Annotated in this window: 13 protein-coding genes and 1 riboswitch; of the genes, 12 read left to right on the top strand and 1 reads right to left on the bottom strand. The window is 32.8% G+C overall.

All coding sequences use genetic code 11. The annotated features are described in order from the left end of the window. Nucleotides 1-400 precede the first annotated feature (400 nt). Nucleotides 401-589: riboswitch (Lysine riboswitch) on the top strand. 130 nt (nt 590-719) lie between these two features. The 6 genes from N4A68_16925 to N4A68_16900 all read left to right on the top strand — a co-directional run bounded on the left by N4A68_16925 (nt 720) and on the right by N4A68_16900 (nt 6,296). After that, nucleotides 720-1,925 carry an aspartate kinase gene (locus tag N4A68_16925; GenBank protein ID MCT4565976.1) on the top strand — a complete coding sequence of 402 codons (1,206 nt, stop codon included), beginning with the start codon at nt 720-722 and terminating at the stop codon, nt 1,923-1,925. Nucleotides 1,926-2,191: 266 nt separating this feature from the next. After that, nucleotides 2,192-2,524, top strand: coding sequence for a hypothetical protein (locus N4A68_16920; protein MCT4565975.1), 333 nt, complete (start codon nt 2,192-2,194; stop codon nt 2,522-2,524). Nucleotides 2,525-2,817: 293 nt separating this feature from the next. Next, a complete protein-coding gene (locus N4A68_16915; GenBank protein MCT4565974.1) occupies nt 2,818-3,795 on the top strand; it encodes an LCP family protein in 978 nt (325 codons plus the stop codon). Nucleotides 3,796-3,999: 204 nt separating this feature from the next. Beyond that, nucleotides 4,000-4,572 (top strand): hypothetical protein, encoded by a 573-nt coding sequence (locus N4A68_16910; protein MCT4565973.1) that lies wholly within the window; start codon nt 4,000-4,002, stop codon nt 4,570-4,572. Nucleotides 4,573-4,759: 187 nt separating this feature from the next. Then, a complete protein-coding gene (locus N4A68_16905) occupies nt 4,760-5,932 on the top strand; it encodes a cation:proton antiporter (protein MCT4565972.1) in 1,173 nt (390 codons plus the stop codon). Between the two features lie 19 nt (nt 5,933-5,951). Then, entirely contained in the window at nt 5,952-6,296 is a 345-nt protein-coding gene (locus N4A68_16900; protein MCT4565971.1) for a hypothetical protein, read from the top strand. A 153-nt stretch (nt 6,297-6,449) separates the two neighbouring features. Here the strand turns inward: N4A68_16900 and murC are convergent, their stop codons facing one another. After that, entirely contained in the window at nt 6,450-7,841 is a 1,392-nt protein-coding gene (gene murC / locus N4A68_16895; protein MCT4565970.1) for a UDP-N-acetylmuramate--L-alanine ligase, read from the bottom strand. Between the two features lie 336 nt (nt 7,842-8,177). Between murC and purR the strand changes: the two genes are divergently transcribed. The 6 genes from purR to mfd all read left to right on the top strand — a co-directional run bounded on the left by purR (nt 8,178) and on the right by mfd (nt 16,748). Further along, nucleotides 8,178-8,996, top strand: coding sequence for a pur operon repressor (purR, locus tag N4A68_16890; protein MCT4565969.1), 819 nt, complete (start codon nt 8,178-8,180; stop codon nt 8,994-8,996). Nucleotides 8,997-9,115: 119 nt separating this feature from the next. Beyond that, nucleotides 9,116-9,382 (top strand): septation regulator SpoVG, encoded by a 267-nt coding sequence (gene spoVG / locus N4A68_16885; GenBank protein MCT4565968.1) that lies wholly within the window; start codon nt 9,116-9,118, stop codon nt 9,380-9,382. Nucleotides 9,383-9,520: 138 nt separating this feature from the next. Further along, nucleotides 9,521-10,891 (top strand): bifunctional UDP-N-acetylglucosamine diphosphorylase/glucosamine-1-phosphate N-acetyltransferase GlmU, encoded by a 1,371-nt coding sequence (gene glmU / locus N4A68_16880; protein ID MCT4565967.1) that lies wholly within the window; start codon nt 9,521-9,523, stop codon nt 10,889-10,891. A gap of 29 nt (nt 10,892-10,920) precedes the next feature. Then, nucleotides 10,921-11,871, top strand: a complete 951-nt coding sequence (locus N4A68_16875; GenBank protein MCT4565966.1) for a ribose-phosphate diphosphokinase — start codon at nt 10,921-10,923, stop codon at nt 11,869-11,871. A gap of 274 nt (nt 11,872-12,145) precedes the next feature. Next, a complete protein-coding gene (pth, locus tag N4A68_16870) occupies nt 12,146-12,703 on the top strand; it encodes an aminoacyl-tRNA hydrolase (protein ID MCT4565965.1) in 558 nt (185 codons plus the stop codon). 529 nt (nt 12,704-13,232) lie between these two features. Continuing rightward, on the top strand, nt 13,233-16,748 hold the full coding sequence (gene mfd, locus N4A68_16865) for a transcription-repair coupling factor (GenBank protein MCT4565964.1): 3,516 nt from the start codon (nt 13,233-13,235) through the stop codon (nt 16,746-16,748). Nucleotides 16,749-16,784: the final 36 nt, after the last annotated feature.

Raw genomic sequence — 16,784 nt, 5'->3', positions numbered from 1 at the left:
CAAATTGCATAATTACCTTCTGCAAAAACTATCTGCCATATGTAGTCTAAAATTCTTCAAAGCCATACCATCAAATATGCTTATATCTTAAGCAATTAAATCAAGGATGATATTCGCATATTAGGTTTAGCCAAGTAAGAGCTATGCAATTTCCTCAGTTTTTTAAAGATTATATCATTAATTGAGGGAATTGTATAACTTTTACTTATCACAATTGCATAATAGATGGGGTATGGCTCTAGGGCATTTAAGATCATATGTAGTAGTGAGTTTTTGAGGATTGTAATTATGTAATTTGCTCAGATATTGAAATAATTATAATGATTTAAGGAATTCTAAATATTGACAAAATGTAACAATTGTGATAAAATTCAAGGAAATGAATAAATAATCCTTTAAGTGTAAATTAAGAGGATGCAGTTATGATAAGTACTATAGCTTAGTTATAGGGAAGCTTAAGGCCAATAGGAAAGGTATAACTGCCGAAATATATTATTTTCCCTAAAATAATATATTGGGACTATACTAAATAGGTATAGTACTGTCTACGGTTGATTGCCCGATCTTCCTAAGGAGTGCTAATTTACACGGGGTGAGAGGTCTTTATATGATAGTTTCAGTCATGGTTGCCTTTTGCTCTTGGCTGTTTTTTTATTTATTAGGGCAAAATATTAATATTAAAAAGATATGATCTTAATAAGGTACAGGCAGGTGAGAACATGGCGATAGTAGTTCAAAAATATGGAGGGACTTCCGTAGGTACGATAGACAAAATAAAGAATGTGGCCCAGAGGGTGGCTAAGAGTAGAGCCAAAGGGGATGCTGTTGTAGTTGTTGTTTCAGCAATGGGTAAAACAACGGATATACTTCTAGGAATGGCCGATGAAATATCATTGACTCCCGATAGAAGAGAGCTAGATATGCTTATGTCAAGTGGAGAACAGGTATCAATAGCATTGTTATCAATAGCTTTAAAGGAACTGGGATACGATTCCATATCTCTTACGGGACCCCAGGCTGGTATACTTACCAAGGGCTTTCATACCAAGGCGAGGATAACAGATATAGAGATTGAAAATGTGAAGAAGCACATTAGTGAAGGAAAAATCGTGGTTGTAGCAGGTTTTCAAGGAGTAGATGGAGACGGTAATATAACCACCTTAGGTAGAGGCGGTTCAGATACAACAGCTGTAGCTTTAGCTGCTAAGCTAGGTTCGGTTTGTGAGATATATACGGATGTAGATGGAATTTATACAGTTGATCCTAGACTTTATAAGGTTGCTAAAAAGTTAGACTATATATGTTATGAAGAAATGGTAGAAATGGCAAGCTTAGGTGCAGGAGTAATGGAGACCAGGTCAATAGAAATTGCACAAAGATTTAATGTTCCCATATATGTGGCTTTAAGTACTGAAGATTGGCCAGGAACTTATATAAAGGAGTTTGATGAGTCTATGGAAAGTAAAGTCATTACTGGATTATCTGTTAGTGACGATGATATGATGATAACTATCAATCATGTTCCCTATGCGGTAGGAAATATATCTATGATATTTGAAAAACTGGCTTCTAATGATATAAATGTTGATATGATCAGTCAAACGGCACCATCACGTGGGCGAGTAAATATTTCATTTACTGCTCCTAAAGAAGATAAATTTTCAATTGATAAGTTAATGTCAGATATAAAAAGTAAACTTCAAGAAATTGAAATTGATGTTGAAAAGGATATAACTAAGCTGTCTGTTGTTGGAATAGGAATGAAAAGTCAATCTGGGGTTGCTTCTAAGATGTTTAAGATATTTGCTGAAGAAGAAATAGAATTCAAGCAAGTAACAACCTCTGAAATTAGGATATCCTATACAATCAATACACATGACAAAGAAAAGGCGGTAATTGCTGTGGCAAAGGAATTTAATTTATAATATATAAATATTAGGCAATTATACCAGTAATCAGAACCTATGGCTATTAGATAATAGCCTGCTCAAAAGTAGATTCTTTTGGGCAATATTAATTTGATATTCATACCCCCATATGGATATATATTGAAAGGGGACTGTTATATATGACAGTCCCCTTTCTTTTTTGATATAATATAGGGAGCTACAAGTTTCGACTGAAATCTCTATATAAATACTTATTAAGTATAGTAAGTGAAGGTAGGGAATATGACTTATTGGAGAAAGGAATGATTATTGTGATAAGAGCAATATTTAAATATCTATTGAAAGGTCTAATTTATTCTGCTGTTTTCACTGTGATTGGGGGTGGGTTCTCATTATTTAAGGGATGGCATTTTCTCAAGGGGGCTTATATTTTCGTGCTTGGGGCTGGATTAATAGCCAGTGTTATCTCATCGGGTTTATTGATTGGCACACCTAAAATAAGAAAAGGATATTTTGCTAGGAATAAAAAAGAAGGTTTTGAGGATCCAACACGTGGAGGAGAAGGGATTGCTCCAGCGTTGATGGGTATAGTAATGCTAGTGGTTGGTTTTGCCCTAGAAGCAATGATGCATTAGGAGAATTGGAGGGATGAACTAAGGGCACTATTTTCTTGGGACATCCCATTTTTAACTTTGTAATAAAAAATTAATTATTAAAGTACCTGTATTATATGATAAAATAATACTTGGTATATTGCTCTAAAATATTCTTGGTTAGGGTTGTAGTATGTTATGATTTGATTGGGGGAATTATGAACTTTGCGGTATTAAATAAAAGAGCTTAATGCCCTTGAATTTCTATTAATATGTAAATACATATATTTTATATAATACTATTAGTAGTGACTTATATATTGGAAGGTGAGTTTATGAAATCATTTATAAAAATATTTGCAATAGCTTTTGTCTGTTTCACTCTTTTGTTTGGAGGGGTTGTACTGGCAATATTAAAGATGCCAAATGATGGTCCAAGTAATGCTATTAAGCCTGATCCAGATCCCATTCCTGAACAAAGTGCTAATGAAGCTCCTGAGAAACCAAAAAAAATAGAGAAAACAGAACTCCAAAAACTTACAGAAAAAAGTAGCAGAATAAATGTTTTACTTATGGGATTAGAAGGAACTAGAACCGATACGATGATTTTAGCTAGCTTTGATCCTGAAAGTAAAAAGGTGGATTTGATCTCTATACCGAGGGATACTTATCATGAAACAGCTGGCTATACTAGAGCAGATCAAAAGAAAATCAATGCGGTATATGGATTTAAAAGAGACAATGGCGGTGGGCCAGAAGGTGTTATGAAGGCTGTTGCCAATATTCTAAAGGTTCCTATTCATCATTATGTGACAATGTCCTATAAAGGAGTAGAGAATATAGTTGATTCCCTTGGGGGAGTAAAGGTTAATATTCCCTTTAATATGGACTATGATGACCCCTATTCTAAGCCACCTCTTCATATTCATTTTAAGAAGGGTACTAGGGTGTTGAAGGGTAAGGACGCTATAAAGTTTTTACGGTATAGAAAAAATAATGATGGTACTCATTCTGACGGGGATATAGGTAGAATAAAGCGTCAAAAGCAGTTTGTAAAATCTGCGGCTAAAAGTGCATTAAACCTTAAAAAACTACCTGCAGTTGCTCGTACTGTATTTAAATTTGTAAAAACCGATATGGAACTAGATCAAATAGTATACTATGCTACAAAGGCGGTAGGAATTTCTGAAAATGATATTGAGACATATACTCTTCCTGGTAAGCCTAAGGGAATATCATACTATATATATGATTCAACGGAAACTAAAAATCTAATGATACAAATATATAAGAATGGTTCTGGAGAACAATAAAATATTAGGCGGTATCCAAGACTCCTAGGTCTTAAGGGGAATTATTGTAAACGATGTTTTGAAGCGGCTGATATAAAGCCGCTTTTTTTTATTGTAATTGTAATAGAGCAGATAGATGGGGCATAGGGTTTTATAGATGGTGATTGTGTAATTTGCTAAGCCAATAAGTCAAGAGGATTTAGAGTAGGAAAGGATAATAAAGGGATGTTTGATAAAAAAAATGTTTTTACATTCATTGTATGTCTTATAATTCTATCTACAATTAGTGCTGCTATAACATATAGAATCGTTATTAGAAAAAGCAATGATAAGGTTATCATTAAAGAAAATTTAGAAAAAAAGGATATTGAGTTAGTTCCAAAAAAGATTGGAAATTATGGGCAAACAGAGTTTGGAGCTAATGATGTCTTTAATGATGTTAAAAAGATGAGTATAGTAAATGACGCTCAATCGACGACAGGCATTGATCTGGAGGAAGGTAAAAATAGAAAAGTAGTTATAGCAAGTATAAAGTCACTTTATAAAAAAAAGGTTGAGGATGAAGAGTTCATAAGAGAAGGCATAGGACTTAATGAAAATAATTATGAAATATATATTAATCATGATATAAAGCTTAAATTTTATAGTGAAACCGGGTATATGACAATAGGCTTAATTGAGTCTGAAGAAAATAAGAGGTATATATATAAATTAAATAAAAAAGAGTTAGTAAGTTTCATAAAAATTTTAGAAAAAATTTATTTAGAAGAAGCACAAAAAAAATTAGCTGATTTGTAAAAATAGTTAACGATTTCCCTTGTATATGTGATTTACTTTTCCCACCGATAGGCGTAGAATATATTTTGTTGTATTTTATATTCAATTTTGAAACACAACAAAATATATAGGATTTATATAGTATAAATTAAATTCTCTACTTAAATCCCTATACTATTAAATTCATAATTATGAAGAGGTGTGTGAAATGAATCCATTTATTGTATTAGGAATAGCACTAATTGTAGGTGTTTTATTTGGAAAATTTTTAAACAAATTAAAAATTCCAGCTGTTGCTGGATACATTATTGCAGGGTTACTGTTAGGGAAATCGGGATTTGATATTATAAGTAGTGGGTTTATAGAAGACTTGTCATTTATTAGTGATTTTGCATTAGGTATAATTGCCTTTAATATAGGTAGTGAATTGGAATTATCCGTTATTAAAAAGTTAGGGAAATCTATATTTATTATAGCCATATGTGAGGCATTAGGAGCCTTTATATTAGTTACGGGGATAACATTCCTAATAACTAAGGATATGGCAATTGCTTTGATATTAGGGGCGGTTTCATCTGCAACTGCTCCGGCTGCAACAGTAATGGTTTTAAGGGAGTATAATGCAAATGGGCCCTTAACAAGCACTTTGCTTGGGGTAGTGGCTGTAGATGATGCCATTTGCCTTATGATATATGCCATTGCTTCATCTATAGCAAAGGTATTCATCAAACATGAAGTTATAACCCTATATAAGGTGGTAGTTTATCCTGTTCAAGAAATTATTTTATCCATTATAGTTGGAGGAATAATAGGAATACTCTTAGCATACTTAATTAAAATCTCAACTAAGGAAATGGAAATGATTTCATTTATCATCGGCATTATTATACTTACGGATGGAATTGCAACCATGCTTACATTGTCGCCTTTGCTTACTTCTATGTCATTAGGCATAATGGTTGCTAATATATCCTCAAACCATAAAAGGGCTTTTTCTAGTATAGAAAGATTTTCTCCACCGATTATAACTGTATTTTTTATTTTAGCAGGGGCAAGACTCGATATAAGCTTAATTCCAAAGATTGGATTGATAGGTATAGCATACCTTATACTTAGAATCACAGGGAAAATTGCTGGAGCTTCCCTAGGAGGAGTAATATCAAAGGCATCGGATACCGTTAGGAGATATATTGGTTTAGGACTGTTATCTCAGGTTGGAGTAGCTGTAGGGCTTGCAATTGTAGTGAATAGAGAATTTGCAGGTACTAAACTAGGAAATATAGTTATCACAATATTATTGGCAACAACAATTATTACAGAAATAATTGGACCAGTTGCAACAAAATATGCAATAATTAAAGCTAAAGAGACTAACTTATAGTAAATAGGGAGGTGAAAATATGTATGCGCTATTTTTAATATTGAATGATGTTGATAAGGTAGAAGATATTCATAAAATCTTTTATGATATTGGCTGTGGGGCAACAACCCTTGATAGTGTGGGAATGGGTAGAGTGCTTCTTCAGAATAAGGTAGATGTCCCTATCTTCGCAGGTATTAGAAAGCTTTTAGATGGAAATAAACCATATAACAAAACCATAGTAAGTGTTATTAAAGATGAAGACAAGCTAAGAAAAGCAATAGATGCCATAAAAGAAGAGTTGAAATTAGGAACAGAAAATACAATGGGTATTGGATTTATGTTTGTTGTACCGGTTTTAGAATGCTATGGGGGTATAAAATAGAAACATAGGTCTATGGGTGATATTTTGTATTGAAAAATTCTTTACATATATTAATATGTAAAGAATTTTTCAATGTAGCCATCTTAAAATGTAGTTTTTTATTCCATACCCTAGGGTTTTAAAATAAATGAAGTCCAAGGTATGGAGATACCCCTATGAATTGGCATTTTCTTCAATTAGCATTTTTCCGACCTCATAGACATTTCCAGCACCCATAGTCAATACAATATCTTCAGAAACCGTATGTTCCTTTAAATACTCTACTACCTCATTAAGGGAACTAATGTAAGTTACATCAAGGTCTTCCTTTCTAATAAGATCAACTAAAGTTTTTGAATGAATTTCGCCGGTATCTTCTTCCCTCGCAGCATATATATCTGTAATAATAATTTTATCAGCATCATTAAATGCCTTGGCAAAATCTAAAAGCAAGGCTTTAGTTCTACTATAGGTATGGGGTTGAAATACACACCATATTTTATTGTGGGGAAATTTTTTAGTGGCATCTAAGGTCGCCTTTATTTCAGTTGGATGATGGGCATAATCATCAATTACTCTAACTTCATTCCATTTACCTAATATATCAAAACGTCTATGGGTTCCCTTAAACTGACTTAGTTTTTCTTTGATTTTTATTAAAGGAACATTTAAGGTATAAGCGGTAGCTATAGAAGCAAGGGCATTATAGATATTATGTTTACCGGGAATATTTAATGTAAAGCGTTCTAAGTTTTTGCCATTATGCATTACATTAAAGGATGGATATCCCCCTTCACTGAAGGTTATATTTGTTGCTTGAAAATCGCTAGCTAAATTAATTCCACAAGTGATGATATTACATTTTGCATGGGGAATAAGCTTTTTAACATCATAATCGTCATTATTTAATATGAGATGCCCCTTCTTAGGGATGAGCTTAACAAACTTTGAAAAGGTTGAAAGAATATGGTCAAGATCATTGAAATAATCTAGATGATCTTCATCTACATTAAGTACTATTCCCACATTAGGATTGAATTTAAGAAAATTATCTTTATATTCACAGGCTTCTGTAATTAAGATTTCATTACTACCTATCTTAACATTCCCTCCTATTTCCGATAGTTCTCCCCCCACTAATATAGTTGGATTTAGCTCAGCGTGTTCAAATATTAAGGATATCATTGAAGTTGTTGTGGTTTTACCATGGGTTCCCGATACGGCAATGCTCGTGTCGTATGAAATCATAAGCTTACCAAGCATTTCTGCTCTATCTATAGTAGGAATATCAAGGGCCTTAGCTTTTACTATTTCCGGATTGTCGGGCTTTACCGCAGAAGTATATACAATAATATTAGCATTTAGAACATTGTTTTCATCATGGCCAATATAGATTTTTATACCTTTGTTCTCTAGTTTTCGGGTTATATGAGAAGACTTTATATCCGAGCCAGAAATCCTAAATCCCTTATCTAAAAGTATTTCTGCTAATGCACTCATCCCAATCCCACCAATTCCTACTAGGTGAATACTATTCACATTTTTCTTATTCAAAAAATCTAACATTGTACACTCTCCTTGATATAATATAATTGTGAATAAAACCTTTAGGACATTGAGTCCCTATGTATTGGCTCATTACACTTTTAGAAATAAAATCCATATAAAATTACATTTATTAACATATTACTATTATATGTATTATAGCCATCAATTTATTTTACTATAATTTTTAAAATATAAAAAAATAGCCTATTTGCATAATTGAAATTATACCACAATTTTATTAATAGAGGAAACTATTGAAAAAATGCAATTATTACAATTCATCTATTGAATAAATTTTAAAAAACGAATAAAATTATATATAATAAAAAAAACATTCGAATAGGAGAGGAAAGAGTGAGTAAGCTTAAAAGAAATGAAAGGGTAGGGGCATTAATTAAAATTTTATGCGACAATCCCAACAAAATATATACACTTAATTATTTTACAAATTTATTTGATGCCGCAAAGTCTACAATAAGTGAGGATTTAGTCATTGTAAAAAAGCTTATGGAGGACTTACAATTAGGTAGAGTTGAAACAATTGCTGGGGCTTCTGGAGGGGTAAAATATGTACCCTATATGAATTTGGAAAGTACTAAAGAGGTTTTACATGAAATATGTGAGGTTTTAACGGACAACAGCAGAATAATACCAGGAAGTTTCCTATATATGTCGGATATCATCTATAATCCAATTTATGTTAGAAAAATGGGGAAAATTTTTGCAACAAAATTTATGGACGAGAATATTGATTATGTGATAACAGTGGAAACTAAGGGTATTCCAATAGCATTAATGACTGCAAATTATTTAAATATCCCGTTGGTCATAGTAAGAAATAATAATAAGATAACTGAAGGTGCTACCGTAAGTATGAATTATGTATCAGGCTCTACAGGAAAAATTCGAACAATGTATGTATCTAAGAGGGCAATAAAAAATGGATCTAATGTACTTATTATAGATGACTTTATGAAGGGTGGAGGAACAGCTAAGGGGTTATTAGATCTTATGAAGGAATTTGATGCAAAGGTTATTGGGATCGGGGTAATGATGTCTACAAAAAAACCAGAGGAAAAGCTAGTCGATGAATATCTTCCTTTGATGATACTTGATAAGGTGGGCAATAGTGACGAAATAAATCTTTACCCAAATAGAAATTTATTCGAATAAAATTTAGGAATATCTTGCAAAAAATAAAATTTTCTTAAAATTTTGTCATAGATAAAGAGGAGTTTATCATTTTATGGAGAATAGAAGTTATTAATGATTGACGTGAAAGGTGGGATAAAATGAATATTACAGATGTAAGAATTCGAAAGATGAATGACGAGGGGAAAATGAAGGCCATAGTATCCGTAACTTTTGATGATTCTTTCGTTGTCCATGATATAAAAATAATCGAAGGACAAAATGGCTTATTTATCGCAATGCCAAGTAGAAAGGTCGCAGAAGGAGATTACAGAGACATAGCTCATCCGATTAACTCTAGTACTAGGGCAAGTTTGCAAGAAATTATTCTTGCAGAGTACGAAAAGGCATTAGTTAGTGTAGGATAGCAAAGCAAAAGCTGATTATAGCTTTTGTTTTTTTTTATATAAAGTGATATAATATATCGCGGAAAGTATGATTTTGATATATAAACAATTTTCAAATAAAAATTTTCAAATAAATATATAAGGAGTGCGTTGAAGAATATGTTAATGTCGATTGTTTTAGCTGCTGGAGCGGGTACGCGGATGAAATCAAAGCTGCCTAAGGTACTGCACGAAGTGGCAGGAGTTTCTATGATTGAGCATGTTCTAGATGTAGTAGAAGGAGTAGACTGTAGTAAAAAAGTTGTTGTTATAGGACATGGAGCAGATGAAGTTAAAAAGTCTATTAGCCATAGGAATGCCCAGTTTGTAATTCAAAGTCAAAGACTGGGAACTGGTCATGCAGTTATGCAGGCCGATGGGGAAATACCAGAGGAAGGCAATGTAATAGTACTTTATGGAGATACACCATTAATAAAACAAGAGTCCATAAATGAGTTTATCAAATTCCATACAACTAATGATCTTTCTGCTTCGGTGTTGACTACAGAAATCCATGAACCCACAGGGTATGGAAGAATTATAAGAAATGATTCAGGTGGGGTTGTGGCTATAGTTGAAGAACGGGATACCAATGCCAAGGAAAAACTAATAAAAGAAGTCAACTCAGGAATTTATTGTTTTAAAGCAAAGGAATTAAAAAGATCTTTAGCTAAACTTGATAACAAAAATAGTCAAGGTGAGTATTATTTAACTGATATTATTGGGATTTTAAAGGATGAGGATAAGAAGGTTGGAGCTTTTAAAATAGAAGATAGCACTGAAATCATGGGGGTTAATTCTCGAAGACAGCTTGCTGAGGCAGAGAAATTAATGAGGGATAGGATATTAGGCAGCTTGATGGATGAAGGGGTTACAATAATAGACCCTAACAATACCTATGTGGGTAAAAATGTTAGAATTGGAAGAGATACCATATTGTATCCAGGAAGCTTTATAATGGGAGATGTGGAAATAGGTGAAGACTGTAAAATAGGACCAAATACTCGTATAGAAGATTCTATAATAAAGGATAATATTGAAATTATAGATTCTACTATCTTACAAAGCTTTGTTGATTCCAATACAAAGGTTGGGCCATATGCATACCTAAGACCAAATAGTCACCTAGGTAAAAATGTTAAAATTGGGGATTTTGTTGAGGTTAAAAATTCAACAATAGGAGATAACTCTAAAGCTTCTCACTTATCATATATTGGTGATGGTGAAGTTGGCAAAAATGTAAATATTGGATGTGGTGTTGTATTTGTAAACTATGATGGGAAAAATAAGAATAAAACCATAGTTGAGGATAACGCCTTTATTGGCTGTAATGTTAATCTTGTTGCACCAATAAGGGTTAAGAAAGATGCTTATGTTGCAGCAGGTTCTACGATTACTAAACAGGTTCCAGAACAATCCTTAGCAGTTTCAAGAATTAAACAAAGCAATATAGAAGGATGGGTTAGAAGAAAAGGTTTAGTAAAAAAATAGTTTTAATAATAAACATAGGAGGAAAGGTTATGAATTTAGAAAAAAGAAAGATTAAAATTTTTGCGGGAAACTCTAATAAAGAGTTAGCACTGAAAATTTGTGAAGAACTTGGTATGCCCCTTGGAGTTGCTTCAGTTAGCTCATTTAGTGATGGAGAAATAGCAGTAAACATAGATGAGTCAGTAAGGGGTGCAGACGTATATGTTATTCAATCAACTAGCGCTCCCCTAGTAAATAGGTATTTAATGGAACTATTAATATTAATTGATGCATTAAAAAGAGCATCTGCTGCAAGAATAAATGCTGTTATTCCATATTATGGGTATGCTAGACAGGATAGAAAGGCCAAGGCAAGGGATCCAATTTCAGCTAAGCTAGTAGCAAATTTACTGACTACAGCTGGGGCTGATAGAGTTGTATCAATGGATCTACATGCTTCCCAGATACAAGGATACTTCGATATTCCCGTTGACCATTTAGTTGGTGTGCCAATACTTGCAAAATATTTTAAAGAACTACATTTACAGGATGTAGTGGTTGTATCGCCAGACCTTGGAAGTGTAACAAGGGCAAGAAAGTTTGCTGATATTATTGATGCATCCTTGGCAATTATTGATAAAAGAAGACCAAAGGCTAATGTTGCCGAGGTCATGAATATCATAGGTGAAGTGGATGGTAAAAATGTCATACTTATAGATGATATGATAGATACTGCTGGAACAATAACCCAAGGAGTAAAAGCATTAAAGAAATTTGGAGCAAAGGAAGTATATGCATGTTGCACACACCCAGTTTTATCTGGACCTGCCATAGAAAGATTAGAGGATTCTGATATTAAGGAAATAGTAGTATTAGATACGATATTACTTCCAGATGAGAAAAGACTTCCAAATATGAAAATGCTATCAGTAGCTCCAATATTTGCAGAAGCTATTAGAAGAATCTATGGAAATGAGTCTGTAAGTAAATTATTTGATTAAATCAGTAGAGATATGTGACTAGGAAAATTAATAATAAAGAAAATCCCTTTAATTTGAACCCGGGGGTGTTTCAGAATGAATCTCAAACAACGAAGAGATTCATTCTGAGACACCTCCCTTAATTTTAACGATTATAATGTAATTGTTTTATGGTATAATAATCATAGTTTTGGTCCTTGCACGTTTTAAATTTAAGTAAAATGTGAAGAATCACTATTATGGGTTTCAATATGTGTATCAGCTAGGGGAATAGCTTTTCTTGGAGGTGAGAACAATGTATGTAGTAGTTGGATTAGGAAATCCAGGTAAAAAATATGCTGGTACTAGGCATAATGTTGGATTTGAAGTAGTAGATTATTTAGCATATAGAAATAATATTGAGCTAAAGAAGATAAAGCATAAAGCATTAATTGGAGAAGGAATAATTGATGGCAAGAAGGTTATGCTTGTTAAACCCCAAACATTTATGAATTTAAGTGGACAAAGTGTTTCAGAAATATGTGAATACTATAAAATAGATACAAGTAAACTAATAGTGATCTATGATGATATAGATATTGATTTAGCAAGAATAAGGATTAGGAAAAAAGGTAGTTCAGGAACCCATAATGGAATGCGCAATATTATATACCTTCTTCGGCAGGATGATTTCCCAAGAATAAGGATTGGCATTGGCAGACCTATCCATGGTGATCTTGTTAACTATGTTATTGGGAAATTTAGTGAAGGTGAAAAGGAAGATATTTTACTTTCCATAAAGCTATCGGCTGAAGCTGTGGAAAGTATAATCTCAGAAGGTATGGACAAGGCAATGAATAAATATAATAAATAGAGCAAATTGCATAATTACTTTCTAAACAGTTAATTTATACACATCAAAACTCCCTAGAAACATCGGATATTTTGAGATGTATAAATTAAGTTTAACTTTTGGAAATCTATATATATAGTTTTAAAAGCCACAAGGCTATACCATCAAATATGCTATATCTTAAATATTCAAATTAAGGATGATATTCCCATATTAGGTTTAGCCAAGTCAAAGTTATGCAATTTCCTCAATAGATATAGAACTGGGGTCTAGGATGAAACTTTGAGACTAAAAGTAGTTCCCTTTATTATACTGATAAAATAAAATATAAGATGTAGAAATGCCTGGGTTTCATAAATCCGGGCTAATAGTGTTATCTTTAACATCTAACCAATGATTACCACCTCTACCTAAGAAATAAAACTTCTTTGCAGAAATTTTTTTGAAGACTGATCAGGAAGAACCCTGTACTTAGAACTTTGAATACGAAACTCAGAATTACAAATGCGTTGTCATACGCCTTTGTCCTCCGGAAGGAATGATATATAAGATGAACAATTTTTTTGTGAATGTTTTAAAAAGCTCTGGTAAATACTCAGAACTTAATAATAGTATTGATAAAGGAATGCTACCTATATCAATAACGGGCCCTTCTGGTTCAGCTATCAGCAATATTATATTTTCTATAGGCTCTAATAAAGCTAAGCAAAGTTTAGTTATTACACATAATGAGCTTGAGGCAAGAAAAATATATGAAGATTTAAAATTTTTTGGTGGAGAAAAGGTATTCTACTTTCCCTCGAAGGAGATAGTATTTTTTGATGTATATGCCCATAGCAATCAGATTATAGAGGAGAGACTAAAGGCTATACGTACAGTTCTTAGTGGAGAAGAATGTATAGTTGTCACAACTATAGATAGTATATTGTTAAAGCTTGTACCGGGTAAGGATTGGATAGGATATGAAATGCCTATAAAGGTTGGGGACATCATAGATGTAAGTGACTTTATAGAAGGATTAGTATTCATGGGATATGAAAGGGTTGATATGGTCCAGACCAAGGGGCAGTTTAGTGTAAGGGGAGGAATAATAGATTTTTATTCATTAATAGATGATTATCCCATAAGAATCGAGCTGTTCGATGATGAAATAGATTCTATAAGAACCTTTGATGCCGTATCTCAATTATCCCTGGAAAAAATTGACACTGCCATAGTTAAATTAACAAGGGAAATGCTTTTTACAGAAAATCAAATTAAAAAGGGAATAAAAAAAATAAAAGATGAGTTTGACCAGTATCATAAAAAAATAAAAGAAGAATTAAGGAATAATTTTAGTGAGAAAATTACTGAACTTATATCGAAACTAGATAATAAAATATATTTTGATACTATTGATAATTATATCGATTATTTTATAGATAGGCCAGAAACTTTTTTAGACTATTTTAGTGAAAATAGTTTAATATTCATACATGAACCAATAAGAATAAGGGAAAAAGCTGAAAGCTCTATAAATGATTTTTATGAAAGATTCAAGCAGTTTTTTGAAAGAGGAGAAGTATTGCCTAGTCAATATAATATTCTCAAATCATATGAAAATGTACTTGAAGATTTCCAAGGCAAAAAAAATATACTCATAAATAGCCTGCCTAAAAAATTTGATGATTTTTATGTAAGGACTAATATAACCTTAGCGGTAAAGGATATGCACTCATATCATGGAAAGATGGATGCCCTTAAAGAAGATTTAAGGGATTGGAAGTATAAAGGTTATAAGGTTGTTTTGGTATGTAGTACATCTAAAAAATGTGAAAGCTTAGAAAGAGAGCTAAGAGATAAGGATCTTGAATGTGAGTATATTGATGGTGAAAGGGAAAATATACTATCGGGGCAAACCTTTATAACTAAAGGCATACTAGGAAATGGATTTATGTTTACTGACCATAAATTTATTGTAATAACTGAAAAGGAAATATTTGGTTCAGCAAAAAAACAAAGAAGAAAAGCTTCCAATAAAAAGGGAAGGAAAATCAAAACCTTCAGAGATTTAAATATTGGGGACTATGTAGTTCATGAAAACCATGGAATAGGTAAATATATAGGGATAGAACAATTGAAGGTCGAGGGTATAAAGAAGGATTATTTAAAAATAAAGTATTCAGGTACTGATCTTCTTTATGTTCCTATAGATCAGATGGATTTAGTGCAGAAATATATAGGTGGAGAAGATAAGGGACCTAGGTTAAATAGACTAGGTGGGGCAGAATGGAAAAAAACGAAGGACAAGGTAAAAAAGGCCATAGAGGATATGGCAAAGGAACTTCTAAAGCTTTATGCCATAAGGACATCTACAAAGGGATATGCTTTTTCAAAGGATAGTGAATGGCAAAAACAATTTGAAGATATGTTCCCCTATGAAGAAACCCCTGATCAGCTAAGGTGTATAGAAGAAATAAAAAAAGATATGGAAGACAGCAGGGCGATGGATAGGCTTTTATGTGGAGATGTGGGGTTCGGGAAGACAGAGGTTGCTCTTAGAGCAGCATTTAAGGCTATTGTGGACGGCAAACAAGTGGCCTTCTTGGTTCCAACTACTATATTGGCACAACAGCATTATAATACCCTTGTGGATAGATTTAAAGACTTTCCTGTAACTATTGAGATGCTTAGCCGCTTTAGAAGTAGCGCACAGCAAAAAAAGACCATAGAGGATTTAAGGATGGGAGTTATTGATATAATAGTAGGAACCCATAGACTTTTGTCAAAGGATGTTAAATTTAAGGACTTAGGTATTCTATTGGTTGATGAGGAACAAAGATTTGGAGTGAAGCACAAGGAATCCCTTAAGGAACTCAAGAAAAATGTTGATGCCCTTACCCTATCGGCAACCCCAATACCAAGGACCTTACACATGTCCCTTATAGGCATAAGGGATATGAGTTTGATTGAAGACCCTCCAGAGGATAGGTATCCCGTAGAGACCTTTGTTATTTCGTATAATGAAAATATGGTAAGGGATGCCATCGTCAAAGAACTGGAGAGGGGAGGACAGGTTTACTTTGTATACAATAGAGTAAAGGACATTGAGAAGATCACCTCAAAGATACAAATGCTAGTTCCAGAGGCCAGGGTAGCATATGCCCATGGGCAAATGAGTGAAAGAAAGCTAGAAAAAATAATGATAAGCTTTCTAAATAAAGAGTTTGATGTCATAGTATGTACAACGATAATTGAAACAGGATTGGACATTGGAAATGTTAACACTATGATAATAAAGGATGCAGATAAACTGGGACTTTCCCAACTCTATCAGCTAAGAGGTAGGGTAGGAAGAAGTAATAGAATAGCCTATTGCTATTTGACCTACGAAAAGGATAAGGTTTTATCAGAGGTTGCAGAAAAAAGGCTTAGGGTTATAAAAGAGTTTACTGAGCTTGGCTCTGGCTTTAAGATCGCCATGAAGGATTTAGAAATAAGGGGAGCAGGAAATTTACTTGGAGCGCGACAGCATGGACATATGGCTGATATTGGATATGACTTGTATTGTAAGCTTTTGGAGGATACGGTAAAAACCTTCAAGGGAGAAAAGGTAGAGGAAGCAATAGAAACATCCATAGATATAAATGTAAATGCCTTTATATCCAGTGATTATATTTCCAATGAAAGATACAAGCTAGAGATATATAAAAAGATAGCATCTATTCGAGACAAGGAAGATGCTTATAATATTGAGGAGGAAATTGAAGATAGATTTGGTACATTACCACAGCCTGTATATAACCTCATATCCATATCATATATAAAAATTTTGGCTCAGAAACTTAAAATAAATTTAATTTCAGAGATCAAAGATGGCCTCAAATTTGAATTTGATAATAAATACAAATTAGATCCATATTTACTGGCGAATATATCCGATGCATTTGGCAGAAGAATAATTATGAATTGTAGTAATAACCCTTATTTTACCTATAGATTTAATGACAAAACACTAAATCAAAATAAAAAATTGAATGAGATAATAGATATGTTAGAAAAAATTAGAGGTTTTCAGCTTAGCTAATATGATATATAATAGTTAGTATGAGAAAATTATGCA

Source organism: Maledivibacter sp. (genome assembly GCA_025210375.1).
GTDB lineage: Bacteria > Bacillota > Clostridia > Peptostreptococcales > Caminicellaceae > JAOASB01.
Note: the sequence above shows the minus strand (reverse complement) of the source record. Positions and strands in the feature narration are given on the sequence as shown.